At 51.3% G+C, this 26,437-nt stretch carries 18 protein-coding genes; 6 read left to right on the forward strand and 12 right to left on the reverse strand.

Annotation, left to right across the window (positions count from 1 at the left end; translation table 11 throughout):
* Positions 1–17: 17 nt before the first annotated feature.
* Both serC and OGY06_RS06490 read right to left on the reverse strand, forming a co-directional pair.
* A complete protein-coding gene (serC, locus tag OGY06_RS06485) occupies positions 18–1,106 on the reverse strand; it encodes a 3-phosphoserine/phosphohydroxythreonine transaminase (RefSeq protein ID WP_063940621.1) in 1,089 nt (362 codons plus the stop codon).
* Between the two features lie 212 nt (positions 1,107–1,318).
* Positions 1,319–2,011 (reverse strand): DUF421 domain-containing protein, encoded by a 693-nt coding sequence (locus tag OGY06_RS06490; RefSeq protein WP_003831913.1) that lies wholly within the window; start codon positions 2,009–2,011, stop codon positions 1,319–1,321.
* Between the two features lie 136 nt (positions 2,012–2,147).
* Here OGY06_RS06490 and ycaO point away from each other — a divergent pair, with 136 nt between their 5' ends.
* The 4 genes from ycaO (at position 2,148) to pflA (ending at position 8,563) form a co-directional block, all read left to right on the forward strand.
* On the forward strand, positions 2,148–3,908 hold the full coding sequence (ycaO, locus tag OGY06_RS06495; RefSeq protein ID WP_020996515.1) for a 30S ribosomal protein S12 methylthiotransferase accessory factor YcaO: 1,761 nt from the start codon (positions 2,148–2,150) through the stop codon (positions 3,906–3,908).
* Positions 3,909–4,312: 404 nt separating this feature from the next.
* The gene (gene focA / locus OGY06_RS06500) at positions 4,313–5,170 is read left to right on the forward strand and encodes a formate transporter FocA (RefSeq protein WP_003831909.1); all 858 of its coding nucleotides are present in this window, start codon (positions 4,313–4,315) and stop codon (positions 5,168–5,170) included.
* A gap of 59 nt (positions 5,171–5,229) precedes the next feature.
* Positions 5,230–7,512, forward strand: coding sequence for a formate C-acetyltransferase (pflB, locus tag OGY06_RS06505; protein WP_003035753.1), 2,283 nt, complete (start codon positions 5,230–5,232; stop codon positions 7,510–7,512).
* A gap of 310 nt (positions 7,513–7,822) precedes the next feature.
* Positions 7,823–8,563 (forward strand): pyruvate formate lyase 1-activating protein, encoded by a 741-nt coding sequence (pflA, locus tag OGY06_RS06510; protein WP_003035751.1) that lies wholly within the window; start codon positions 7,823–7,825, stop codon positions 8,561–8,563.
* Between the two features lie 118 nt (positions 8,564–8,681).
* On the opposite strand, the gene OGY06_RS06515 is transcribed toward pflA, so the two are convergent.
* Entirely contained in the window at positions 8,682–10,103 is a 1,422-nt protein-coding gene (locus tag OGY06_RS06515; RefSeq protein WP_003035749.1) for an amino acid permease, read from the reverse strand.
* 213 nt (positions 10,104–10,316) lie between these two features.
* A complete protein-coding gene (locus OGY06_RS06520) occupies positions 10,317–11,465 on the reverse strand; it encodes an MFS transporter (RefSeq protein WP_003831907.1) in 1,149 nt (382 codons plus the stop codon).
* A gap of 385 nt (positions 11,466–11,850) precedes the next feature.
* Here OGY06_RS06520 and ycaC point away from each other — a divergent pair, with 385 nt between their 5' ends.
* Complete coding sequence (ycaC, locus tag OGY06_RS06525; protein WP_003035746.1) at positions 11,851–12,477, forward strand: isochorismate family cysteine hydrolase YcaC; 627 nt, start codon at positions 11,851–11,853, stop codon at positions 12,475–12,477.
* A 110-nt stretch (positions 12,478–12,587) separates the two neighbouring features.
* Here ycaC and OGY06_RS06530 read toward each other — a convergent pair whose 3' ends face one another.
* The 8 genes from OGY06_RS06530 to lrp form a co-directional block, all read right to left on the reverse strand.
* Complete coding sequence (locus OGY06_RS06530; RefSeq protein WP_003831906.1) at positions 12,588–13,451, reverse strand: dimethyl sulfoxide reductase anchor subunit family protein; 864 nt, start codon at positions 13,449–13,451, stop codon at positions 12,588–12,590.
* A gap of 1 nt (position 13,452) precedes the next feature.
* A complete protein-coding gene (gene dmsB, locus OGY06_RS06535; RefSeq protein WP_003831905.1) occupies positions 13,453–14,070 on the reverse strand; it encodes a dimethylsulfoxide reductase iron-sulfur subunit DmsB in 618 nt (205 codons plus the stop codon).
* 10 nt (positions 14,071–14,080) lie between these two features.
* Complete coding sequence (gene dmsA, locus OGY06_RS06540) at positions 14,081–16,525, reverse strand: dimethylsulfoxide reductase subunit A (RefSeq protein WP_286604976.1); 2,445 nt, start codon at positions 16,523–16,525, stop codon at positions 14,081–14,083.
* Positions 16,526–16,761: 236 nt separating this feature from the next.
* Positions 16,762–18,054, reverse strand: coding sequence for a serine--tRNA ligase (serS, locus tag OGY06_RS06545; protein WP_003831902.1), 1,293 nt, complete (start codon positions 18,052–18,054; stop codon positions 16,762–16,764).
* A 92-nt stretch (positions 18,055–18,146) separates the two neighbouring features.
* The gene (gene rarA / locus OGY06_RS06550; protein ID WP_286604978.1) at positions 18,147–19,490 is read right to left on the reverse strand and encodes a replication-associated recombination protein RarA; all 1,344 of its coding nucleotides are present in this window, start codon (positions 19,488–19,490) and stop codon (positions 18,147–18,149) included.
* Between the two features lie 10 nt (positions 19,491–19,500).
* Complete coding sequence (gene lolA, locus OGY06_RS06555) at positions 19,501–20,112, reverse strand: outer membrane lipoprotein periplasmic chaperone LolA (protein WP_003831898.1); 612 nt, start codon at positions 20,110–20,112, stop codon at positions 19,501–19,503.
* Positions 20,113–20,223: 111 nt separating this feature from the next.
* Positions 20,224–24,210 carry a DNA translocase FtsK gene (ftsK, locus tag OGY06_RS06560; protein ID WP_286604980.1) on the reverse strand — a complete coding sequence of 1,329 codons (3,987 nt, stop codon included), beginning with the start codon at positions 24,208–24,210 and terminating at the stop codon, positions 20,224–20,226.
* A gap of 134 nt (positions 24,211–24,344) precedes the next feature.
* A complete protein-coding gene (lrp, locus tag OGY06_RS06565; RefSeq protein WP_002439523.1) occupies positions 24,345–24,839 on the reverse strand; it encodes a leucine-responsive transcriptional regulator Lrp in 495 nt (164 codons plus the stop codon).
* A gap of 547 nt (positions 24,840–25,386) precedes the next feature.
* Here lrp and trxB point away from each other — a divergent pair.
* The gene (gene trxB / locus OGY06_RS06570; RefSeq protein WP_286604982.1) at positions 25,387–26,355 is read left to right on the forward strand and encodes a thioredoxin-disulfide reductase; all 969 of its coding nucleotides are present in this window, start codon (positions 25,387–25,389) and stop codon (positions 26,353–26,355) included.
* Positions 26,356–26,437: the final 82 nt, after the last annotated feature.

The raw sequence follows: 26,437 nt of genomic DNA on the forward strand, positions 1-26,437 counted from the left end.
ATGAAAAGTACAGCAGATTAGCCGCGGCGGCGTTCGAAATCGACCATGAAATCGGTCAGTGCTTTAACACCTTCAAGCGGCATGGCATTGTAGATGGACGCACGCATACCGCCGACTACACGATGCCCTTTCAGCGCGTGCAGGCCCGCAGCAAAAGACTCTTCCAGGAACAGTTTATCCAATGCGTTGTCAGCCAGCTGGAACGGTACGTTCATGCGTGAACGGTTGGATTTCGCCACATCGTTACGGTAGAAATCGCTGTTATCGATTACGCCGTAGAGCAATTCCGCTTTTTGCTGGTTAATTTTATCCATCGCATTAACACCGCCCTGCTTTTTCAGCCATTTAAAGACCAGGCCAGACAGATACCAGGCAAAGGTTGGCGGCGTATTGAACATGGAATCGTTGTCATTCAGCACGGTATAGTCGAGGATTGACGGGCATGAGACATGAGCTTTACCCAGCAAATCTTCACGGACGATGACAATCGTCAGGCCGGCCGGGCCGATATTTTTCTGTGCCCCAGCATAAATTACGCCATAACGGCTAACGTCAAGCGGTGCGGAAAGAATGGTAGAGGACAGATCCGCCGTGACCACAACGTTGCTGGCAAAATTCGGCGTTTCATCGATCGCAATGCCATCGATGGTTTCGTTCGGGCAATAGTGCAGGTATGCCGCGTTATCAGAAAGTTGCCATTCACTCATCGGCTTAACAGCACGCAGGCCGTCCACGGTGACTTTGGCATCAATAACGTTTGGCGTGCAGTATTTTTTCGCTTCTTTAATTGCGCTGGCGGCCCAATAACCGGCATCGACGTAATCCGCGGTGGTTTTATCGCCCAGAATATTTAACGGTATACCCGCGAATTGCCCACGACCACCACCATGGCAGAACAACACTTTATAGTTGGAGGGGATGCTGAGAAGATCGCGAAAATCCTGCTCCGCTTCCTCTGCGACCTGGATGAACTCTTTGCCACGGTGGCTAATTTCCATCACTGACGTGCCAAGACCGTTCCAGTCACAAAGATCCTGTTGAGCCAGTTTAAGTACTTCTGCCGGTAACATTGCCGGACCTGAACTAAAATTGAAGACCTGAGCCATTTCCCCTCACCACGTTGTGTTGTTGTCCAATCAACATCCTGTCATTGACGATAATCCGGTGACAGACATTGGTATAAGTTATTCCTGTGGATATCGGTTTTATCATTCAGTGACACGCGCCGCAATGGGTAAAACTGGCAAGGGTAAAAATGTGTCATCGGTCACACAACAGAATCTATCGGATTGACGGGTAAAAACCGAGATTTTTGCTGTCAGGTAACCCGTTTTGCCCGACTGGCCTTCGACCATTCTGGATTTGCACAGCGCGGACATAATTGATGATCTCCGGCGCTCATTTGCACCACTTCGCTACAACGTATGCAGGCATAGTCCCCTGCTTCAGGTATTACTTTAAATCGTTGCGTACAACGTTTAGGCAGAATACTGAGCCCCGGCTTTACGTCTTCATCAGCAAAGAAGTAGACGCTGATTTGCCCATTCGTCTCCAGAATAGCCAGTTTCACTTGTCCCAATTGCTCCACGCCGTTCAAACGCAGTTCCATAAAGAATTCAAATTCCGTCATATTGGCGCTATTGAGCTTTGACCATGCCAGCTCGCCGTCTTCAATGATCACGACGGGTTTGCCCTCCAGCAGGTCCTCCATTTTTTCACTATGTGCCATTAGCCACATTACCAGCCGATACAGCACAGCAAGAGTAATAAATACCACCAGCACCGGCAGCATCGGAACATCGTCATAAAACGCCACGTCTCCCGCAGCGGAACCCAGCGTAAGGATGATGAGGACTTCAAAAAGCGACATCTGGCGTACGCCACGACGTCCGGTGATTTTTAAAAACAGAAAAACCAATATAAAGGTGTAAAGGCTGCGTAGCGCAACTTCCCCCAGAAAATCCATGGGCACCTTATCAAGCGCCATACGGTGTAAATCGAAAGCTTTCATTAATATGCTCTAAACGTGATTGGCTGTAAGAAAGCATAGCCAATGCTTTTATTTACGCATGGGCTCCGGCGACGATAGCGCCGTTCATTGAAAACCCGTATCATTGCGCGCTTTCCGTACGACAAAAGTGATTTTCATGACGCAAACATTTATCCCCGGCAAAGATGCCGCTCTGGAAGACTCCATCGCTCGCTTCCAGCAAAAATTGCTCGACCTCGGTTTTCAAATTGAAGAAGCTTCGTGGTTGAATCCCGTCCCTAACGTCTGGTCTGTACATATTCGCGACAAAGAATGCGCGCTGTGCTTCACCAACGGTAAAGGCGCGACAAAAAAAGCGGCGCTGGCTTCTGCGCTGGGCGAATACTTTGAGCGTCTGTCGACTAACTACTTCTTTGCGGATTTCTGGCTGGGCGAAACTATCGCCAATGGCCCGTTCGTACATTACCCGAACGAAAAATGGTTCCCGCTGACTGAAGAAGACGATGTTCCAGAAGGTTTACTGGATGCGCGTCTGCGTGCGTTTTACGATCCAGATAACGAACTGACCGGCAGCATGCTTATCGATCTGCAGTCTGGTAATGAAGAGCGTGGCGTCTGCGGCCTGCCGTTTACCCGCCAGTCGGATAACCAGACCGTCTACATTCCGATGAATATTATCGGCAACCTGTATGTTTCTAACGGCATGTCTGCAGGTAACACGCCTAACGAAGCTCGCGTTCAGGGTCTGTCTGAAGTCTTTGAGCGCCATGTGAAGAACCGTATTATCGCCGAAAGCATCAGCCTGCCGGAAATCCCGGCCGAGGTGATGGCGCGCTATCCGGCAGTGGTGGAGTCCATCGCCACACTGGAAGCGGAAGGTTTCCCAATTTTTGCCTACGATGGCTCGCTGGGCGGCAAGTATCCGGTGATTTGCGTTGTCCTGTTCAACCCGGCCAACGGTACCTGCTTTGCCTCCTTCGGCGCACACCCGGATTTCGGCGTTGCGCTGGAGCGTACCGTGACTGAACTGCTGCAGGGCCGTGGTCTGAAGGATCTTGATGTCTTCACCCCACCGACCTTCGACGATGAGGAAGTGGCAGAACATACCAACCTTGAAACTCACTTCATCGATTCCAGCGGTCTGATCTCCTGGGATCTGTTCAAGCAGGATGCCGACTATCCGTTCGTTGACTGGAATTTCTCCGGCACCACGGAAGAAGAGTTCGCCACCCTGATGGCCATCTTCAATGCTGAAGATAAAGAAGTGTATATCGCTGACTATGAGCACCTGGGCGTTTACGCGTGCCGCATTATTGTTCCGGGAATGTCTGACATCTATCCGGCAGAAGATCTGTGGTTAGCCAACAACGCTATGGGCACCCATCTGCGTGACACCATTCTCTCGCTGCCAGGCAGTGAGTGGGATAAAGAAGACTACCTCAATCTGATTGAACAGTTGGATGAAGAAGGTTTTGACGACTTCACCCGCGTGCGCGAGCTGCTCGGTCTGGCGACCGGTGCGGATAACGGTTGGTACACCCTGCGTATTGGCGAGCTTAAAGTGATGCTGGCGCTGGCCGGTGGCGATCTGGAGCAAGCCCTGGTGTGGACCGAATGGACGATGGAATTTAACGCCTCCGTCTTTAGCGCGGAACGTGCAAACTACTATCGCTGCCTGCAAACATTGTTGCTGCTGTCTCAGGAAGAAGACCGTCAGCCGCTGCAGTATCTGAACGCATTCGTCCGCATGTACGGCGCTGAGGCGGTTGAAGCGGCAAGTGCGGCACTGAGTGGTGAAGCGCCGTTTTATGGACTTCAGCCAGTAGACAGCGATCTGCACGCATTCCCGGCACATCAGTCTCTGCTGAAAGCCTATGAGAAATTGCAACGCGCGAAAGCGGCACACTGGTCAAAATAGTGACAAACAACTTGCCTCGAGTAGGCTAAATGTATTGTCTGAGCTATATTACGGGGCGCTTAAAGCGCCCCGTTTTTTATTTTGGTCAAACCAAAAAATAAATGTAAAGGCAAGGTTAAATATTAGTAGTTGATATTAAAAAAATTAGCTTATTAATGTGGTTTTTTATCTCAATTACTCCATTTTAATTAACCGTCCCATAGGAGGCTGAAAGAAAAAATTCAACTCACTTTATAATTTTTAAAATTTATTTTTATATGGATAATCAACATGTTACACCGTAATCGCATAAAAACCATGCGTCTTACGGGCCTATAAGCCAGGCGAGATATGATCTATATCAAATTCTCATCTATAATGCTTTGTTAGTATCTCGTCGCCGACTTAATAAAGAGAGAGTTAGTGTGAAAGCTGACAACCCTTTTGATCTTATTCTACCTGCTGCAATGGCCAAAGTTGCCGAAGAAGCAGGCGTCTATAAAGCAACGAAACATCCGCTTAAGACGTTCTATCTGGCAATTACTGCCGGTGTATTCATTTCAATTGCCTTTGTTTTCTATATCACCGCCACAACCGGCACTGGTACTATGCCTTTCGGCATGGCGAAATTAGTAGGTGGTATCTGCTTTTCCCTGGGGCTGATCCTTTGTGTTGTCTGCGGTGCAGACCTCTTCACTTCAACCGTACTGATCGTCGTTGCTAAAGCCAGTGGTCGTATTACCTGGGGTCAGTTAGCGAAAAACTGGCTTAACGTTTATGTCGGCAACCTGATTGGCGCCCTGATCTTTGTGTTACTCATGTGGCTTTCTGGCGAGTATATGACCGCCAACGGCGCATGGGGGCTCAACGTTCTGCAAACAGCCGACCACAAAGTGCACCATACTTTTGTTGAGGCAGTGAGCCTTGGTATCCTGGCTAACCTGATGGTGTGTCTGGCCGTATGGATGAGCTACTCGGGCCGCAGCCTGATGGACAAAGCGTTTATCATGGTATTACCGGTCGCAATGTTTGTTGCCAGCGGTTTTGAGCACAGTATCGCAAACATGTTTATGATCCCTATGGGTATTGTAATACGCGATTTCGCCACCCCGGAATTCTGGACCGCAGTTGGGTCTTCTCCGGAGAATTTTTCTCACCTGACCGTGATGAATTTCATCACCGATAACCTGATTCCGGTTACGATCGGTAACATTATCGGCGGCGGTTTGTTGGTCGGGTTGACATACTGGGTCATTTATCTGCGTGGTAACGATCATCATTAATCTGTTGATGCCCATTACACGCAGTAAATAAAAAATCCACTTAAGAAGGTAGGTGTTACATGTCCGAGCTTAATGAAAAGTTAGCCACAGCCTGGGAAGGTTTTACCAAAGGTGATTGGCAGAATGAAGTAAACGTACGTGACTTCATTCAGAAAAACTACACTCCGTATGAGGGTGACGAGTCCTTCCTGGCTGGCGCAACTGATGCGACCACTGCACTGTGGGACAGCGTGATGGAAGGCGTTAAACAGGAAAACCGCACTCACGCGCCTGTTGACTTTGACACCTCCGTTGCTTCTACCATCACTTCTCACGACGCTGGCTACATCAACAAAGCGCTCGAGAAGATTGTTGGTCTGCAGACTGAAGCTCCGCTGAAACGTGCGATCATTCCGTTTGGCGGCATCAAAATGGTTGAAGGTTCCTGCAAAGCGTACAATCGCGAACTGGACCCGATGCTGAAAAAAATCTTCACCGAATACCGCAAAACCCACAACCAGGGCGTATTCGATGTTTACACCAAAGACATTCTGAACTGCCGTAAATCCGGTGTTCTGACTGGTCTGCCAGATGCGTATGGCCGTGGCCGTATCATCGGTGACTACCGTCGCGTTGCGCTGTACGGTATCGACTACCTGATGAAAGACAAATACGCTCAGTTCGTCTCTCTGCAGTCCGATCTGGAAAACGGCGTAAACCTGGAAGCAACTATCCGTCTGCGTGAAGAAATCGCTGAACAGCACCGCGCTCTGGGTCAGATCAAAGAAATGGCTGCTAAATATGGCTGCGATATCTCTGGTCCGGCTACCAACGCTCAGGAAGCTATCCAGTGGACTTACTTCGGCTACCTGGCCGCAGTTAAATCTCAGAACGGTGCAGCAATGTCCTTCGGTCGCGTATCCACCTTCCTGGATGCTTACATCGAACGTGACCTGAAAGCAGGCAAAATCACCGAGCAAGACGCACAGGAAATGATCGACCACCTGGTCATGAAACTGCGTATGGTTCGCTTCCTGCGTACTCCTGAATATGATGAACTGTTCTCCGGTGACCCGATTTGGGCAACTGAATCAATCGGTGGTATGGGCGTTGATGGCCGTACTCTGGTTACCAAAAACAGCTTCCGCTTCCTGAACACCCTGTACACCATGGGTCCTTCTCCGGAGCCGAACATCACTGTTCTGTGGTCTGAAAAACTGCCTCTGAACTTCAAGAAATTCGCCGCTAAAGTGTCCATCGACACCTCTTCTCTGCAGTACGAGAACGATGACCTGATGCGTCCGGACTTCAACAACGACGACTACGCTATCGCTTGCTGCGTAAGCCCGATGGTTGTTGGTAAACAAATGCAGTTCTTCGGTGCGCGTGCAAACCTGGCAAAAACCATGCTGTACGCAATCAACGGTGGCGTTGATGAAAAACTGAAAATGCAGGTTGGTCCTAAATCTGAACCGATCAAAGGCGACGTTCTGAACTTCGACGAAGTTATGGACCGCATGGATCACTTCATGGATTGGCTGGCTAAACAGTACGTCACCGCGCTGAACGTTATCCACTACATGCACGACAAGTACAGCTACGAAGCCTCTCTGATGGCGCTGCACGACCGTGACGTTATCCGCACCATGGCGTGTGGTATCGCTGGTCTGTCCGTTGCTGCTGACTCCCTGTCTGCAATCAAATATGCGAAAGTTAAACCGATTCGTGACGAAGACGGTCTGGCTATCGACTTCGAAATCGAAGGCGAATACCCGCAGTTTGGTAACAACGACTCTCGCGTTGATGACATGGCGGTTGACCTGGTAGAACGTTTCATGAAGAAAATTCAGAAACTGACTACTTATCGTAACGCTATCCCGACTCAGTCTGTTCTGACCATCACCTCTAACGTGGTTTATGGTAAGAAAACTGGTAATACCCCAGATGGTCGTCGTGCTGGCGCGCCGTTCGGACCGGGTGCTAACCCAATGCACGGTCGTGACCAGAAAGGTGCTGTTGCCTCTCTGACCTCCGTTGCTAAACTGCCGTTTGCTTACGCTAAAGATGGTATTTCTTACACCTTCTCTATCGTTCCGAACGCTCTGGGTAAAGACGACGAAGTTCGTAAGACCAACCTGGCTGGTCTGATGGATGGTTACTTCCACCACGAAGCGTCCATCGAAGGTGGTCAGCACCTGAACGTGAACGTCATGAACCGCGAAATGCTGCTGGATGCGATGGAACATCCGGAAAAATATCCGCAGCTGACCATCCGCGTTTCTGGCTACGCAGTACGTTTTAACTCCCTGACTAAAGAACAGCAGCAGGACGTTATTACTCGTACCTTCACTCAGACCATGTAATTGGTTTTGACTGAAATCGTACTTTAAAAAGCGTACAATAAAGGCTCCACGTAAGTGGGGCCTTTTTAATAGCCTGCTTTGTCAGCTATCTATACTTATATACTCGATGGATTTCGAGTTGCATTGAGGCGGCAACGGAGTGAATCCCCTGGAGCGTACAGAAGTACGTGACTGGGGTGAGCGAAGGAAGCTAACAAAGATGCAGCTTGAAAGACGAAAAGTATGGATAGCAGCCAAAACAGACTCGACACAGTTAATAACTGTGCACTAACACTGGCCCCGGATGGGCCACACCTGGAGAAACACCGCAATGTCAGTTATTGGTCGCATTCACTCCTTTGAATCCTGTGGCACTGTTGATGGCCCGGGCATCCGCTTTATTACCTTCTTTCAGGGCTGCCTGATGCGCTGCCTGTATTGCCATAACCGCGACACGTGGGATACACACGGCGGTAAAGAAGTCACCGTCGACGAATTAATGAAAGAGGTGGTGACCTATCGCCACTTTATGAACGCATCCGGCGGCGGCGTGACGGCGTCTGGCGGCGAAGCTATCCTGCAAGCTGAATTCGTACGTGACTGGTTCCGCGCTTGTAAAAAAGAAGGTATTCATACCTGTCTGGATACCAACGGTTTTGTTCGCCGCTACGATCCGGTGATCGATGAGTTGCTGGAAGTCACCGACCTGGTCATGCTCGATCTCAAACAGATGAACGATGAAATCCATCAGAATCTGGTCGGCGTATCTAACCATCGCACGCTGGAGTTCGCGCGTTACCTGTCAAACAAAGACATCAAAGTGTGGATCCGCTATGTTGTCGTACCTGGCTGGTCTGATGACGATGACTCCGCACACCGCCTCGGCGAATTTACCCGCGATATGGGTAACGTTGAAAAAATCGAGCTGCTGCCTTACCACGAGCTGGGCAAACACAAATGGGTGGCAATGGGCGAAGAGTACAAACTGGATGGCGTCAAACCACCGAAGAAAGAGACCATGGAGCGCGTGAAGGGCATTCTCGAGCAATATGGACATAAAGTGATGTATTGAGTTTTAGCCACCACGAAACGGCTGCCCTGAACGGCAGCCGTTTTGCTATATAAGCGACAATATTTGAGTCGAAGGCGCGGTTAACAGGAGAAAGCGACGCTATCTCCTGCCCTCGTCTTTAGCGCCCTCTTCTCGCCAGTAGCGGGAAAATCAATCCCAGTCCAACCAGCACAAATGGCGTCACGATATTCAGCGTGAGCTGGAATGTCCACTCAGGGGTAAAGGCTTCCATTTTCGGGAAGATCCCGGTCAGACAGGCAAATGCGGTAAAGGCAAAGCACCAGATCCCCACGGTCATCGCAAGCGAGCGGTTGCGAATAAAGACATATTCCGATTTATATTTTTGCGCCAGGCGAATAACGGCAATGAACGCCACAAATACCCATAAATAACGCAATGGCATCACGACAGAGTTAAGATTCAATAGCCATTTATACAGGTTGTTCATGTCGCCAATTCCCAGTGTTGGCAACATAATCAGAATCGCTACCAGCACCAGCGTCAGAATATAACCATTGACCGGCGTACCGGAAGCGTTGGTTTTACACAGGCTCTCGGGAATATATTTACGATCAGCATCACCCAGAAGAACTTTAAGCGGTGCATCAATAGAAAATACCAATGCCGCAATCTGTCCCAGCGTATTGGCAATCGCGTAAATAACCATCAGCGAATTACCCATACCATAATACTCACCCAATTTCTGGAAGGCGTAATATTGACCATTCGTCATCAGGTCATCTGGAATATGCCGGGAGTCAAACATCATTCCCATAGCCAGCGACCCGAGAATCGCGCATACCGCTACCATAACAGCCAGAACGAGCATCCCTTTTGGAAATTCTTTGCCCGGATTACGTGTCTGATTAACGTATGGCGAAATTTTCTCCGCACCGCCCACAGCAAAGACCAGCATGGAGATCGTAGTAATGTAGGTAAAATCGATGTGCGGGATAAACGATTCCCAGGTGATATTGGTTGTCGCTATTTGCACATCCGTAATTGCAGGCGCGGTTACCGCCATCACGACATACAAAATGGACATCACAAACATCGCGATGCCAGCAACTGACCCAACAATTTTCAGTGACTTCATGCCACGGGACGCAACCCACATGAAAAAGACAAACAGCGCCAGCGTTAGTCCCTGCAACGCCACGACGGTGTACTCTTTAATCAACGAACCATCGCCCTTCAGCGCCCATCCCAGCGCAATCAGAATAGCCTGCGGTTTTTGCGCCAGATAAGGTATATGCACAACCCAATAGGTCCAGGCAGCAAGATAGGCCAACCCTGGCCCCATGGTATGTTTAATCCAGGTACTGACGCCGCCTTTACCCTCTTTAAAGGTTGAGCCAAGCTGCCCGACGATCAACGCATAAGGAATAAAATAGAGCGCGAAAATAAATATCCAGGAGGAGACAACAACCAATCCCTGATTAGCATAGTTGTTGACGACGTTACCAAAACCCCAGACGGTAATAAATGACATCAATGCAATGTTGTACCATCGCAATTGTTTTTCCTGCACACCAGCCATACGCAATCCTTTGTGGAAGCTTTTTGATTATCAATATATGAGGCGTGGGATTATGCGCGGTAAAATGAGCGAGCGGAAACGGCAGGATGTAAAACTATAACCTTCTGCACACTTTATTTTCAGGACAGACGTGTGCAATTAAATAATGCAGGTTCCCATAAAGCATACATAAACAGTATGTATGGGAACCTGTTCATATTCTGTTAAATCAGGTCAAATGTGCGCAATAGAATTAGGCGTATGGCCCGTCTTACGCAACAGCATCAGTAAATAAATAAACGATACGCTGGCGATCATGATAAACAGCAAGCTATCTGAATAATTCTGCATCAGCATCGCAGTAAATGAAGGTCCCAGCAGGCTGCCCACGGTATAGCTCAATAACAATGCCTGATTCATGGCGACCAGCTGATGATGTTCCACCTTTTCGCAGGCCCAGGCCATCGCGACCGGGTAGAGGGTAAAGCCTGCCGCACCCAACATAAACAACGCGGGCGCCATCGCCGCCTGGTTCAGCATGGCGATACTCCCGACGATCACCACGAAGACCTGGACGCGTAAAACCAGCAGACGTCCCAGCTTGTCCGCCAGACGGCCAATCGGCCATTGACCCAGAATACCGGCACTTACCAGGACCGCCATCCAGAAACCAATGCTGGCGTTGCTCACCCCCTGATGGTTGAGATACAGCGGCATCAGGCCATACAAAGACCCCAGCACGATCCCGGAAATAATGCAGCCATTAACGCCCAAGCGCGCCTGACGCAACCTCAGCATGGAGACAATAGGCGTAGACTGCTGTTCATCGCCCTGCTGATTAGCAATGCGCGTAAATAGCAGTGGCAAAACACCCGCCAGGATAGTACCCGTCACCCACGGCAGGACGTTCATCAATTCTGTTGATACTTTACTAACCAGCAGTTGGCCTAAAAACGTTCCCACATAATAGATCATCATATAGGCGGCAAGTAACCGTCCGCGATTACGGGACGTCCCGCTGCACATCAGCGCGCTTTCCACGACCACCCAGATCATGGCGCAGCCAACACCGGCGATAAAACGCCATGTCATCCAGCTCCAGAATCCCACCATAATCCCCAGCCCGACACAGCCCGCGGCGAAAATAAGCGAGGCGATGTAATAGCTGCGATTAAAACCAAGGTGTTTTATTAAATAACCTGTCAGCAACGTCCCTACCAGATTACCGGTAAAGTAAGACGAGCTCACCACGCCTACCTGCCAGGTGGGCAGATTTTCATGGGCGAGCCAAAGCGGGACGAGCGTGTTTAACACGGCGATCGCCAGGGTCAACAGAAGTAGCCCGCACAGCAATAGCATGACGGGACGGGTATACGTGGACATGAATAAAAACCGTGAGGAAGTTCAAATTTCATGCGCATCATGCCACTGCTAAAAACATTGTCAATCGGCGGAATCAGAGGGCTGAGGCGCTTTCTGGTCGTTCGATTTGCATTACTGATTCTTAATGTGAATAGATAAAAAATACAAAAACACATCTGCTTGTTTTTATTGATCTAAAACAAAAATCTCGCGTTACGTTCAGTCGAAAAATTTCATGGACTCCCCTTACTTTTATTTCTTACTAAACTCTATGCGGGATGCTGAGCTGCATTGTCTTCAAAATAGAACAGTGAGTTCCTATTTATCTATCTAATCCAAATATCGTTCTTTTCGTAGACTTAAACTCATCAAATTTCCCCCACTGATACTGAACAGGAGAAATACCATGACTAAACCTTACGTAAGACTTGATAAAGACAATGCGGCAGTACTGCTGGTCGACCATCAGGCTGGCCTGCTCTCTCTGGTTCGGGATATCGATCCCGATAAATTTAAAAACAACGTGCTTGCGCTCGGTGACTTAGCAAAATACTTCAACCTCCCAACCATTCTGACAACCAGTTTTGAGACAGGACCAAACGGACCGCTGGTACCGGAACTGAAAGCTCAATTTCCCGATGCGCCCTACATTGCTCGCCCAGGAAACATTAACGCATGGGATAACGAAGATTTCGTGAAAGCAGTAAAAGCGACCGGCAAAAAGCAGCTGATTATCGCTGGTGTCGTGACGGAAGTTTGCGTCGCTTTCCCAGCGCTCTCGGCTATTGAAGAAGGTTTTGACGTCTTTGTTGTCACCGATGCTTCAGGCACGTTTAATGAAATTACCCGCCATTCAGCATGGGATCGGATGTCTCAAGCAGGCGCTCAATTGATGACATGGTTCGGAGTAGCATGCGAACTGCACCGCGACTGGCGCAACGATATCGAAGGTCTGGCGACGTTGTTCTCTAATCACATTCCGGATTATCGCAATCTGATGACCAGCTATGACACGTTAACTAAGCAGAAGTAAAGACCGGGGCAAAACCCTGGCCTGACATGTAGCCGGATAGCGCGCAGCTTTAAGGCCTACGGATATTGTAGGCTTGATAAAGCACGAGCCGCCATCCGGCATATTATGGATTAACTCGCCACCGCCATACCGACGGTCATATGCAGCCCGTAGAACACGCCACGACCAATCAGCTCGCCGACTAACAGCAGAATAAACGCGACAGAAAGCAACGGAACGGCAGGCTGGTAACCCTTCACTTGCGGTACTATCCAGCAGCATAGCGCTAAGGCCAGTGCCACAATCCGCCACGCCATCAGCGAACCGTAATCCGGAACCAGCGCAGAGGCCTGTTGAATCGAACTGTGGATTGTCGCCAGTTCAGTCCCCTGCATTACCGACATGATGGCGCTCACGACCAGAGCAAGCACTGATATAGCCGGCAGCAGACGCATCGCCCAACCATCCACGCCAGCAATTCTCAGTAACAGATATCCCAGCAGCGGACCGCCCATAAACATCGTCAGGAAGAAGCCCAGCGGTGTCCAGACGCTGTACCAGGTCGGTACGGTATCGATGGTGTTATACACGCGCACCATCATCCAGACAAAAACCACACCCAGCACCATGGTAACAACTAACCACAGATTGCGTAATGCGGGCGACATTTTCTTCAACATAGCCAGCAGCCAGCCGATACCGCCAACGGCAAAGAAGAGTGAGCCGCTGGCAATTTCGTTACTCAACGCAGATGACCCAACGCGATTGAGTGAGTTAAAGGCGCGCATCGGTGAGCCCAAATGGAGCATGGAAGCAATAAATCCAATGCCCATTAATACCCACAGCCCAAACATGCAGGTAATTACGCGTTGCTGCGATTCTGGGCGTAAGCCCCCTTTCATCAACGCCAGCGCCAGAACGATAAAACCGCCAACCACACACTGCCCGAAGACCGTGAAGATCATCAGCGGCCATTCATGCCATCCACTTCCCATCTTACACCTCCTTCGGATTAGCCAGATAACCTGTGGTATCGCCGGTCGGGCGGCTATTGGCGTTAGGTTTGATAACAATGCTCGGTTTGGTAAAGTGCGCGCCCGGCAATGGCGCAACCGCAGCCAAAGTACCGTGTTTTTTGCGCAGTTCATCAATTGGGCCAAAATCCAGCGCACGCAGTGGACAGGACTCGACGCAAATAGGTTTCTTACCTTCAGCGACGCGCTCATGGCAACCATCGCATTTGGTCATATGTCCTTTGTCAGCATTATACTGTGGTGCGCCGTAAGGACAGGCCATGTGGCAATAGCGACAGCCGATGCACACATCTTCATCGACAACGACAAAGCCATCTTCACGTTTGTGCATCGCACCGCTCGGACACACTTTGGTACAGGCCGGGTCTTCACAGTGGTTACACGCAATGGAGAGGTAATAGGCAAAGACGTTCTGATGCCAGACGCCGTTGTCTTCCTGCCAGTCACCGCCCGCGTACTCATAAATGCGGCGAAAGCTGACTTCAGGGGTTAAATTTTTGAAATCTTTGCACGCCAGTTCGCAGGTTTTGCAACCGGTGCAACGGCTGGAATCAATAAAAAATCCATACTGGGTTGTCATCGGTTACTCCTTACACCTTTTCAACCTGAACAAGGTTCGTGTGTGATGGGTTCCCCTTCGCGAGAGGAGACGGACGCTGGGTCGTCAGGACGTTAATACAACCGCTCTGGTCCACGCGTTTTGCGTCCGGGTCATACCACGCCCCTTCGCCCAATGCCACCACGCCAGGCATCATACGCGGCGTTACTTTCGCCTCGATGTGCACTTCACCACGATCGTTAAAGATGCGCACCTTGTCGCCGTTGTTAATGCCGCGTCGCTGTGCATCCATCGGGTTGATCCACATTTCCTGACGGCAGGATGCTTTCAGAACATCCACGTTGCCATAGGTCGAGTGGACGCGAGACTTATAGTGGAAGCCGGTCAACTGCAGAGGGAATTTCTCCACCAGCGGATCGTTTAAGCTCTCAAAGCCTGGGGTATAAATCGGCAGTGGATCAATCACATCACCTTCCGGCAGTTCCCAGGTTGACGCGATCTCGGCAAGCTGCTGCGAATAAATTTCGATCTTACCTGACGGCGTGGTCAGCGGATTGACGTTAGGATCCTCACGGAACGCCTTGTAGGCCACGTGATGTCCCTGTGGGTCGCGCTGTTTAAAGATCCCCTGCTTGCGGAATTCTTCAAACGTTGGCAGTTCAGGAATGGCTTTTCGCGACTGCTCGTACAGATGACGCATCCACTCTTCCTGAGTACGACCTTCTGTAAACTGCTGCTCAACACCAAGGCGTTTCGCCAGCTCACTGGTCATCTGGTAGATAGTCTTGCATTCGAAGCGTGGTTTGATCGCCTGATCGGTGAAAATCACATACGACATATTTCCGCAGGAGGCATCCAGTGCGAAGTCCATCTGCTCCGAAGCGGTGCAGTCCGGCAGCAAAATATCCGCGTATTTCGCCGAGGAGGTCATATGACAGTCGATGACAACGATCATCTCGCACTTCTTATCATCCTGTAGGATTTCATGTGTGCGGTTGATATCAGAGTGCTGGTTAATCAGACAGTTACCGGCATAGTTCCAGATCATCTTAATCGGAACATCGAGTTTATCTTTACCACGAACACCGTCACGCAGCGCCGTCATCTCCGGACCTCGCTCAATGGCGTCCGTCCACATAAACATAGAGATGCTGGTTTCGACTGGGTTTTCCAGCGTAGGCATACGTTCAAACGGCAAACTGTATGAGCCCTCACGCGCCCCACTGTTGCCGCCGTTAATCCCAACGTTACCGGTAAGGATTGCCAGCATAGAAATGGCACGGGTCGCTATTTCACCGTTAGCATGGCGCTGCGGTCCCCACCCCTGACTGATATATGCCGGTTTAGCGCTACCGATTTCACGGGCCAGTTTGACGATTCGATCAGCAGGAATACCGGTAATTTGCGCTGCCCATTCCGGGGTCTTGGCGATACCGTCTTTGCCCTGCCCAAGAATATACGCCTTATAGTGACCGTTTTTCGGTGCGTCGGCCGGTAAGGTTTTCTCGTCGTAACCCACGCAGTATTTATCAAGGAACGGTTGATCGATCATGTTTTCGGTGATCAGCACATACGCCAGACCATTAACCAGCGCCGCATCGGTACCTGGGCGGATCGGGATCCATTCATCTTCACGACCCGCGCCGGTATCCGTGTAGCGAGGATCGATAATAATCATGCGGGCATTGGATTTTTGTCGCGCCTGTTCAAGGTAATAGGTTACCCCACCCCCGCTCATACGGGTTTCACCTGGGTTATTCCCGAACAAAACCACCAGCTTGCTGTTTTCAATGTCGGACGGGCTGTTACCGTCTGCCCAGCCGCCGTATGTGTAGTTCAACCCGGCAGCGATTTGCGCTGAAGAGTAGTCACCGTAGTGGTTCAGGTAGCCGCCACAGCAGTTCATCAGACGTGCTACCAGCGTTTTGCCTGGCGGCCAGGAGCGTGTCAGGGTGCCGCCCAGCGTACCTGTGCCGTAGTTCAGGTAGATAGACTCGTTGCCGTAGTCTTTGATAAGACGCTGCATATTGCTGGCAATGATGTCGTAGGCTTCATCCCAGCTGATGCGCTCAAATTTCCCTTCACCACGTTTACCGACGCGTTTCATCGGGTATTTCAGACGGTCGGGATTATAAACGCGACGACGCATGGAGCGACCACGCAGACAGGCGCGTACCTGGTGCAAGCCGTCATAGTTGTCATCACCGGTGTTGTCGGTTTCAACATACTTTATTTCACCGTCTACCACGTGCATACGCAGAGGACAGCGGCTACCACAGTTCACCGTACACGCGCTCCATATGACTTTCTCATTGGCCTGTGTCGGATTAAGGGCTTCTGCAGCATTTGCAATACGGGTAAATGGCAGGGTAAACGCGCTACTGGCCACCGCCAGTCCGCCTATCGCCGTCGTTTTCACCAAACCTCGGCGACTAACCTCAGCTGCCAGCATGGCATCGGGGATCTTAGTTTTCATAGTGGCTCACTCTGCTGCTCACAATAAACAAAAGAGAAATACTCGTTATGTAGATTTTTATATAGCGTATATGTCGATATACAGACTGGTAGATACCGAATTTGCGAAAAGACAGAGATAAATACTGACTTTCATTCGAAGGCAGTATTACTCCTATGGAGGTAGGCGTTATTGTCCGACGTCAAACGGGCATAAAAAAAGCGCCCTAAGGCGCTTTTTTAGCAAAGAAAGGTAGCTTAGCCGATAAATTCCAGGCCATTCATGTACGGGCGTAACACTTCCGGAACCTGAATACGGCCATCAGCCTGCTGATAGTTTTCCATCACCGCAACCAGCGTACGTCCCACCGCCAGACCGGAACCGTTCAGCGTATGTACTAAACGGGTCTTTTTGTCGGATTTGCTGCGGCAACGCGCCTGCATACGGCGAGCCTGGAAATCCCACACGTTGGAGCAAGAGGAGATTTCGCGATAGGTGTTCTGCGCCGGGATCCACACTTCCAGATCGTACGTTTTGCATGCGCCGAAGCCCATGTCGCCTGTGCACAGGATGATCTTACGGTACGGCAGGCCCAGCAGCTGAAGAACCTTCTCGGCATGGCCGGTCATCTCTTCCAGCGCGTCCATAGAGTCTTCCGGGCGAACGATCTGCACCATTTCAACTTTATCGAACTGGTGCATACGGATCAGACCACGGGTATCACGACCGTAAGAACCTGCTTCAGAACGGAAGCACGGCGTATGCGCGGTCATTTTGATCGGCAGCGCATCTTCGTCAATGATTTCGTCGCGAACCAGGTTGGTCAGCGGAACTTCTGCCGTTGGGATCAGCGCATAGTTGCTGCTGTCAGCTTCTTCATCCAGCGGACGGGTGTGGAACAGATCGCCAGCAAATTTCGGCAGTTGCCCTGTTCCGTACAACGTGTCATGGTTAACCAGATACGGAACGTAGTTTTCGCTGTAACCATGCTGCTCGGTATGCAGATCCAGCATGAACTGAGACAGCGCACGGTGCATGCGCGCGATCTGCCCTTTCATCACGACGAAACGAGAGCCGGTCAGCTTAACCGCAGCGGCAAAATCAAGACCCGTGTGCATTTCACCCAAGGTAACGTGATCGCGCACTTCGAAATCAAACTCACGCGGAGTACCCCAACGGCTGACTTCAACGTTGTCATTTTCATCTTTACCCACCGGAACGTCGTCCGCTGGCAGGTTAGGAATGGTCAGCGCAATGTCGCGGATCTCGGCCTGTAAGGTATCAAGTTCAGCTTTCGCGGCATCCAGCTCTTCGCCCAGTTTGTTCACTTCCAGACGTAAAGACTCGATATCTTCCCCGCGCGCTTTTGCCTGGCCGATGGATTTCGATCGAGAGTTACGCTCTGCCTGCAGGTTTTCAGTTTGTACCTGCAGAACTTTACGACGCTCTTCAAGAGCGCGCAGCTTATCTACATCCAGCTTAAAGCCCCGGCTTGCCAGTTTTTCTGCGACTGCGTCTGGCTCATTACGCAGCAGATTGGGATCGAGCATGCTTATCCTGTGCTTATCGAATTAAAATAGGAGAAAGTGACCACAGCCTGCGGTCACAGGGATACAGAGACAACATTACCGCAACGATAACACTAACGGTAGCGTTTTATAGGGCTATTTTGATCCTGTCCGGCGAGCCAGGCGAGCTTTTCGCCAATCTTGCCTTCAAGACCTCTGTTTGTGGGGTGATAATAGCGCGTTTGTGCCATTTCCTGCGGGAAGTACTCTTCTCCGGCGGCATAGGCATTTGGTTCATCATGGGCGTAACGATACTCCTGACCATAGCCCATTTCTTTCATCAGCTTAGTTGGCGCATTGCGCAGGTGGACCGGCACGTCGTAATCCGGACGTTCGCGGGCATCAGCCAGCGCGGCTTTGAAGGCGGTGTAAACCGCATTACTTTTCGGCGCGCAGGCCAGATAAACAATCGCCTGAGCAATCGCTCGTTCACCTTCCGCGGGTCCCACTCGGGTAAAGCAGTCCCATGCGGAAATTGCCACCTGCATGGCGCGAGGATCGGCATTGCCCACATCTTCAGAGGCAATTGCCAGACAGCGACGAGCAACATACAGCGGATCACCACCTGCACTAATGATGCGCGCATACCAATAAAGTGCCGCATCCGGGGCGCTGCCGCGAACCGATTTGTGTAATGCGGAGATGAGATCGTAAAAGCGATCGCCTTTATTATCGAAACGCGCGCTGCGTTCACCGGCAATTTCAGTGAGCAACTTGGCCTTCAATACGCGCTTGCCAGAATCATCAACTTCGGCCATATCGGCCATCATTTCCAGCGTATTCAGCGCTCGCCGCGCGTCGCCATTCACCAGTTCAGCAATCGCCCGACGCGTCTCTGGAGGCAGAACGATATCCTGGGCGCCGTAACCCCGCGCTTTGTCTGACATAGCCTGGTCCAGCACCTGTTCAATATCGTCGGAGGTTAACGACTTCAGTAAGTAAACGCGCGCACGCGACAGCAGCGCCGAGTTCAGTTCAAACGAGGGATTTTCAGTGGTGGCGCCAATAAACGTGATGGTACCGTCTTCAATATGCGGTAAAAACGCATCCTGTTGGCTTTTATTAAAACGGTGAACTTCATCCACAAACAGGATCGTACGCCGGCCCGCGTTACGATTCTGACGCGCACGCTCAATCGCTTCACGAATTTCTTTTACGCCAGACGTAACCGCCGAAATTCGTTCAACATCGGCGTTGGCGTAACGGGCAATAACTTCGGCTAGCGTGGTTTTCCCCGTCCCCGGCGGCCCCCATAAAATCATGGAGTGCAGGTGCCCGGCCTCGATGGCGCGCGGCAAGGGTTTACCCGCAGCCAGCAGATGCTGCTGGCCGATGTACTGCGCTAAATTTTCTGGCCGCATACGTGCGGCCAGTGGCTGAAAGGTATTATCAGAAAAGTCGAGCGACAGATTGCTCACTCACACGCCTCTACTTACGTTGATCGTCAACCGTTACACCTTGCGGCGGGGTAAAGGTAAATTTCGAAGGTTCAATCGCACCATTTTGCTGAGATTTCAGCTGATAGCTGCTGCGCTGATCGTCTTGCTCAACGGCACTAAACTGGTGGATCGTCCCGTCCCGCCCAACATTGATAGTAAACTGCTTCAGGTTACCGCTGCTGGTTTTTGGCGTCAGCACGAAATCGTCGCCGTTTTGCTTAATGTTGTACTGTTGCCAGTCGCTGGCCTGGTTACGCGCAATCAGCATAAACGGAGTGTTACCCGTGGCGTCTTTCAACCAGGTCGCAGTCGCCTGCTCAACAAACGGGTTAAAGAACCACAGCGTTTTACCATCGGAAACCAGGATGCTCTCGTCAGGCTGCGTCATATGCCAGTTAAACAGATTAGGGCGTTTAACCCATAAGTCGCCCTGACCTTCCTGCACCGCCGCGCCGCTACCGTCCGTGACCTTCTGAGTAAAGCTGGCATGGAAGCTACTGACTTTATCCAGACGGCTTTTCAGGTCGCTGGCAGCGTCAGCCCAGACGCTGCTCACCACAAAGCTAGACAGTAATGCACAGGTGATTGCGATTCTTTTCATCGTTATTCCTCAAAATACGTCACTCCCAACGGGGAGATCCCTCTGCTATCCATTTCAGGCCAAAAATCAGCATGAGGAAAGTAGAAAATACTGAATTACTTAACTTTGCAATCATTCGAAGGGCGGCGGAGCCAGCACTTCACGATTACCATTATGCCCTTGTTCGCTGACTATTCCCTGCGCTTCCATCTGTTCGATGATGCGCGCCGCTCGGTTGTAACCGATACGGAACTGACGCTGGACGCCGGAGATTGAGGCTTTGCGTTTCTGAGTAACAAAGTTCACCGCCTGATCGAACAGCGGATCCAGTTCTTCTCCACCATCAAAGCCGCCACCGCCGCCTTCGCTTTCGCTGTCAGAGGTAATACCATCAATGTATTGTGGACGGCCGCGCGCTTTCCAGTCCTGAACTACCGCGTGAACTTCTTCATCGCGTACAAAGGCGCCGTGTACACGTACAGGGATCGTCGAGTTTGGTGCAGAATAAAGCATGTCACCCATACCCAACAGCGATTCCGCGCCGCCCTGGTCAAGGATGGTACGCGAGTCAATTTTACTGGACACTGTAAAGGCGATACGCGTCGGGATGTTCGCTTTAATCAGACCGGTGATAACGTCAACTGATGGTCGCTGGGTTGCCAGCACCAGATGGATCCCCGCCGCACGCGCTTTTTGCGCCAGACGAGCGATCAGTTCTTCCACCTTTTTGCCAACGGTCATCATCAGGTCAGCGAATTCATCCACCAACACCACGATATACGGCAGTTTTTCCAGCACCGGATGCTGAACATCCATGCTGTCGCCCGGCTTCCAGTATGGGTCTGGAATCGGACGTCCCATACGGGCGGCTTCAGCAATCTTATCGTTATAACCGGCAAGGTTACGCACGCCAAGCGCCGACATCAGTTTGTAGCGACGTTCCATTTCATTGACGCTCCAACGCAAGGCATTGGCGGCATCTTTCATGTCGGTCACAACTTCAGTCAGCAGATGTGGAATACCTTCATAAACAGAAAGTTCCAGCATTTTCGGGTCAATCATGATAAAGCGAACGTCTTCCGGCTGCGCTTTGTACAGCATGCTGAGGATCATGGCGTTCACCCCAACAGACTTACCGGAACCGGTTGTCCCTGCCACCAGCAGGTGCGGCATTTTAGCCAGATCGGCCACCACCGGTTCGCCTGCAATATCTTTGCCCAGCACCACAGTCAGCGGAGATGAGTTATCACGGAATTTAGCGTTATCCAGTACTTCACGCAGATAAACGGTTTGACGTTTTTTGTTCGGTAACTCCAGTCCAACATACGGTTTGCCTGGAATAACCTCGACCACACGTACCGCCGCGGTCGACAATGAACGCGCCAGATCTCGTGACAGGTTAGAAATACGCGCCGCTTTAACCCCTGGAGCCAGATTAAGCTCAAAGCGGGTAATCACCGGGCCAGGAGAGTAGTTCACCACATCGGCTTTAATGCGGAAATCCGCCAGACGCGCTTCCACCAGACGTGCCATTTGTTCTAGTGCGAACGTATCTATCGGCTCAACTTCGCTCGGCGGCGGCGTGAGCAGATCTAACGATGGCAGCGGCGTGCTTGGACGGTGCGCCGGACGACTATCCCCATTACGCATCAGCAGCGGATGGATCAGACTATCCTGCGGCGGCGGTGTAACAGGCTGCGCTGGTTGCTGATAATGCTGCTGTGGTGCAACTGGCTGTGCCGGTTGCTGATAGTGCTGCTGTGGTGCAACTGGCTGTGCCGGTTGCTGATAGTGCAGCTGCGGTGCAACTGGCTGCGCCGGCTGCTGATAATGCTGCTGCGGCGCAACTGGTTCCTGGTACTGCGGCGCGGGCTCCGGCATTACGCCAGGCGTAAACAGCGGCTCATGCGGCCCCTCATCCACCAGCGTTTTCATTGGCGAAAATTCAAAGTCATCGAGGGAGAACGGATTCGCTCCGGCAGGCTGTTCACCGGAATAACGCTGCTGCTGAGAAGAAGCAAACTGGCGAGCAAGCTCCGCTTCTGCGGCTGAATCTTCGTCATCAGTCTGGTGGGTATCGTCCTGATACTCTTCGCCATAACGATGCTGCTGCGACTGAGCGAACTGACGTGCCAGCTCGTCCTGCTGCATTGCATCCATTTCATCGTCACTGTACGCATCTGTATCAAGCTGCTCTTCGCGCGCTTTCTCTTCAGCCATACGCTGTGACGGCAGTTTTATGCCATATGAAGCCAGCTCACGACGAGTAGGCACGCGCACACGATTCGGACGCGGCAACTGCGGGCCAATGCCCTCTTTCACCTGCGGACGCGGCGTACCGCTGCCTGCAAGGCTAAAGACAGGTGCTGCGGCAGCGGCACTCGCCCCTAACGCGGCGCTTTTTACGCCAGCGGCCAGCGGTGCAACGGCAGCAACAGATTCAACGGGCGGTATGGATGCAGTCGTCGGCATAGACGGCGTAGACGGCTTAACACGCTCAGGCTCCTGAGCAGGTTCTGGGATCGGTTGATACCATGCGGCCAGTTGCTCACGCTCACGCGCACGTTTCTCTTCGACTTCTTCAAAGTAATAGAGCGGCGGACGAGTCGGTTTAACTTCTTCAACCACCGGCTCAGGTTCCACCACTGTTGGTTGTTCAACCACAGGCTGCTGGAACGTAGTGCTCTGTTGAAAAGTTGGATCCTGCTGATAAACAGGTTGCTGCACAGGCTCCGGCTGATAAGCAGGCTGCTGGAATGCGGCGTTCTGTTGAGAGGTTGGATCCTGTTGATAGACAGGTTGCAGCACGGGCTCCGGCTGATAAACAGGTTCCGGCTGCGGCGCGACAGGCTGCGTATAAACAGGTTCAACGGGCTGCTGTGCGTAATATTGCGGCTGCGGACTCTGCTCCACAACCGGCTGTTGCCATGGCTCATACGGCTGCTGCACCGGAGGTTGCGCGTACTGGGCTGGCTGCGGATAACCTTCAGGCGCTGGTGCAATCGCGGCATCACCGGTTTGCGGGCCAGGCACGGGCTGCCAGGCCACAGTTGGGACCGGTTGCTCCATAACAGTGTTGGTCACGGGAGACGTTTGCAGCAACGGATCAACCGGTGCGCTCCAGGCCTGAGCGGCCGTTGTAGCTGCAGCTGCTGCAGCCACAGGCTCGGTCACCGAGTGGCCGTTAAGGAGCGGATCAAGTTCGTCATATTCAGGCAGCGTCGCGCGATTACCGGAAAACAGCACATCATTAGGATCGGCAACCACGCCACGGGCGCTGTATTCAATTTCGTCTTCATCATCCATGCGTTTGCCGGAGAACAGCGCCGCATCGGTATGACGACCAAGCGGGTTGGTAAATTTCTCCGCCAGACGTTTACGGCGCGCTAACGCACCGCGCAGAATACGAGCCCGGCGCGATTCATGGGGTTTGCCATCAGCGGCGTCGACAGACTCTTCTTCGTCTTCATATTCTTCGTCATCGACCCAGGTATCGTCGCGGCGGGTACGGTTGCTGGCAAACGTCAGGATATTGAGTAACCAGCCGCCCAGTTTTTCCGCAATGCTCACCCATGACCAACCGGTGAACAGCGTTAATCCCGCAGCCCAAATGCACAACAACGTCAGCGTGCCGCCGCTGCTGTGCAGCAATGGTTGTAGCGTGGTGCTGAGCAGACTGCCGATCACGCCGCCAGAGGCGAAATACCAGATATCATCGGCGTTAATTGCGGCCAGCCCGCAGGAAGTGAGAATCAGCGCCAGAACGCCAATAATGCGCAGCGAGACGGCAAAATAATCGACGTATTCGTCGCTGGCCTGATGTCGCCAGGCAAACCAGCAGCCACCGACAATGATGACGGGGATAGTGTAGGCCATGACGCCAAAAATAAAGAACAGCGTGTCCGCCAGCCATGCTCCAGGTATTCCGCCCAGATTATGGATAGGCTCATGCCACGCGGTTTGCGACCAACTGGGATCCGAAGGGTTAAAGCTGAGTAAGGCAGCCATCAACCAGACGGCAAAAAGGGCAATAAGGATCAGTAGCGCTTCCAGAAGTCGGCGCCCGCTGCTTAACTTCGTCAATGTGACGTCTTTGTCTTCAGTGTATTCCTGGCTCAAAAACGGCTCTCCAGGTTTCGGGCTTTTCCTGCCCGATGCTAAAACGGACAACAGCACCGGGTTGCCCCGGCACTGTTGCTGTATGGATTAACAGGAGTGTAATCAAACTGCGTCGATTTTGCACCTGTTCCGTGTTAGCGCGTCTTAATTACCAGACGATTGCTCTGTTTGACTTCTTCCATTACTACATAAGTACGTGTGTCATTCACGCCAGGCAGACGCAGCAGGGTTTCCCCCAACAGCTTACGGTATGCTGACATATCCGGTACGCGTGTTTTCAGCAAATAGTCGAAATCACCGGAAACCAAATGACACTCTTGAATTTCTTCAAGTTTTTGTACTGCAGAGTTAAATTGTTCAAACACATCCGGGGCGCCACGATTCAGAGTAATCTCAACAAAAACCAGAAGTGATGCATCCAGATAATGCGGGTTTAACAGCGCTGTATAGCCCTGAATAAAACCCTGTCTTTCCAACCGACGCACACGCTCAAGGCAGGGCGTTGGTGAAAGTCCCACACGTTTAGAAAGCTCGACGTTAGAAATACGCCCATCCTTTTGCAGCTCATTAAGAATGTTACGATCGATACGGTCGAGATCTTTGCCAGGGCGCTTCTTACTATCTACCATTATTATTGTCTCTCTGTATTCCTTCCCTACTCCTGCCTGACTCTACCAACATCACTGTTCAGAGTCGCTACCCATCAAGATAAACCGCAACCCAGAGGGATTTTCGGTTCGCAATGTCTGGGTTTATGGTGAGAAGACCGTTGCCTGTCGGCGGCTATCGACATCACGAATGGCATCTGTCCACACCATGCGTAGATTTCGCTAACACGGTAAACATGGTATCTACATGCATGATTATGCAGCACATACATGACACAGTTTTTTTCTTCCTTGAATGTTTTCGCAAAACAGCAGGGGATTGTCAAAGCAAAACATCGATTTTTAGTACAACATGCCAGTTATTCATTCGCAGTGATGGAAAATCGTCATTTTATCACCTTATAACTGACCGATTTTAAGTAGAAATCGTTATAGTATTACGACTAATTCTGCCGTTCATCGGTTCCCGCTATTACACATATTGTTAACAAAATCGCCATACTCTTTTTTTACGCCTGTAAATTCCCTACAATCCTGCTCATTGCCTGCTAACAACTATGGGGATCTCATGGGCGCAACCAAACACAGTAAACTTCTTATTCTGGGCTCTGGCCCTGCGGGGTATACCGCTGCGGTCTACGCTGCACGCGCGAACCTGCAACCGGTACTGATTACCGGTATGGAAAAAGGTGGTCAGTTGACCACAACAACAGAAGTGGAGAACTGGCCTGGCGATCCGCACGATCTCACAGGCCCATTGCTGATGGAACGCATGCACGAACATGCGACCAAATTTGAAACTGAAATTATTTTTGATCATATCAGCAAAGTTGATCTGCAAAACCGCCCTTTCCGTCTGACCGGCGACAGCGGTGAATACACCTGTGACGCACTGATCATCGCCACCGGTGCGTCAGCACGCTACCTGGGTCTGCCTTCAGAAGAAGCCTTCAAAGGCCGTGGCGTTTCCGCCTGCGCGACCTGCGACGGTTTCTTCTACCGTAATCAAAAAGTTGCGGTGATCGGCGGCGGCAACACTGCTGTTGAAGAAGCGCTGTACCTGGCGAATATCGCATCTGAAGTGCATTTGATTCACCGTCGCGACAGCTTCCGCGCCGAGAAAATCCTGATCAAGCGTTTGATGGATAAAGTCGAAAACGGCAACATCGTGCTGCATACCCACCGCACACTGGAAGAAGTGACCGGCGATCAAATGGGCGTAACCGGACTGCGCCTGCGCGATACGCAAAACACTGACAACGTCGAGTCACTTGACGTTGTAGGGCTGTTTGTCGCTATCGGTCACAGCCCGAATACCGCCATTTTCGACGGTCAGCTAGAACTGGAAAATGGCTACATCAAAGTTCAGTCCGGTATTCATGGTAACGCCACCCAAACCAGCATTCCGGGTGTATTCGCCGCCGGTGACGTGATGGACCATATTTATCGCCAGGCGATCACTTCAGCAGGCACCGGTTGCATGGCTGCGCTTGACGCAGAGCGTTATCTCGACGGTCTGGCAGACGCTTGCAAATAAGTTTTACAAATCAGTAACAAAAGTAAAAAAGGCGACTATAAGTCGCCTTTATTTTTGCCTCGTTGTAACATTGTCCTGCCCA

This window comes from Citrobacter sp. Cpo147, assembly GCF_030332405.1.
GTDB classification, from domain to species: domain Bacteria; phylum Pseudomonadota; class Gammaproteobacteria; order Enterobacterales; family Enterobacteriaceae; genus Citrobacter; species Citrobacter portucalensis.

What these genes read in the sequence shown, in the direction of transcription:
- serC (WP_063940621.1), bottom strand. Translation starts at nt 1,106, where the DNA reads ATGGCTCAGGTCTTCAATTTTAGTTCAGGTCCGGCAATGTTACCGGCA.
- OGY06_RS06490 (WP_003831913.1), bottom strand. Translation starts at nt 2,011, where the DNA reads ATGAAAGCTTTCGATTTACACCGTATGGCGCTTGATAAGGTGCCCATG.
- ycaO (WP_020996515.1), top strand. Translation starts at nt 2,148, where the DNA reads ATGACGCAAACATTTATCCCCGGCAAAGATGCCGCTCTGGAAGACTCC.
- pflB (WP_003035753.1), top strand. Translation starts at nt 5,230, where the DNA reads ATGTCCGAGCTTAATGAAAAGTTAGCCACAGCCTGGGAAGGTTTTACC.
- pflA (WP_003035751.1), top strand. Translation starts at nt 7,823, where the DNA reads ATGTCAGTTATTGGTCGCATTCACTCCTTTGAATCCTGTGGCACTGTT.
- OGY06_RS06515 (WP_003035749.1), bottom strand. Translation starts at nt 10,103, where the DNA reads ATGGCTGGTGTGCAGGAAAAACAATTGCGATGGTACAACATTGCATTG.
- OGY06_RS06520 (WP_003831907.1), bottom strand. Translation starts at nt 11,465, where the DNA reads ATGTCCACGTATACCCGTCCCGTCATGCTATTGCTGTGCGGGCTACTT.
- ycaC (WP_003035746.1), top strand. Translation starts at nt 11,851, where the DNA reads ATGACTAAACCTTACGTAAGACTTGATAAAGACAATGCGGCAGTACTG.
- OGY06_RS06530 (WP_003831906.1), bottom strand. Translation starts at nt 13,451, where the DNA reads ATGGGAAGTGGATGGCATGAATGGCCGCTGATGATCTTCACGGTCTTC.
- dmsB (WP_003831905.1), bottom strand. Translation starts at nt 14,070, where the DNA reads ATGACAACCCAGTATGGATTTTTTATTGATTCCAGCCGTTGCACCGGT.
- dmsA (WP_286604976.1), bottom strand. Translation starts at nt 16,525, where the DNA reads ATGAAAACTAAGATCCCCGATGCCATGCTGGCAGCTGAGGTTAGTCGC.
- serS (WP_003831902.1), bottom strand. Translation starts at nt 18,054, where the DNA reads ATGCTCGATCCCAATCTGCTGCGTAATGAGCCAGACGCAGTCGCAGAA.
- lolA (WP_003831898.1), bottom strand. Translation starts at nt 20,112, where the DNA reads ATGAAAAGAATCGCAATCACCTGTGCATTACTGTCTAGCTTTGTGGTG.
- lrp (WP_002439523.1), bottom strand. Translation starts at nt 24,839, where the DNA reads ATGGTAGATAGTAAGAAGCGCCCTGGCAAAGATCTCGACCGTATCGAT.
- trxB (WP_286604982.1), top strand. Translation starts at nt 25,387, where the DNA reads ATGGGCGCAACCAAACACAGTAAACTTCTTATTCTGGGCTCTGGCCCT.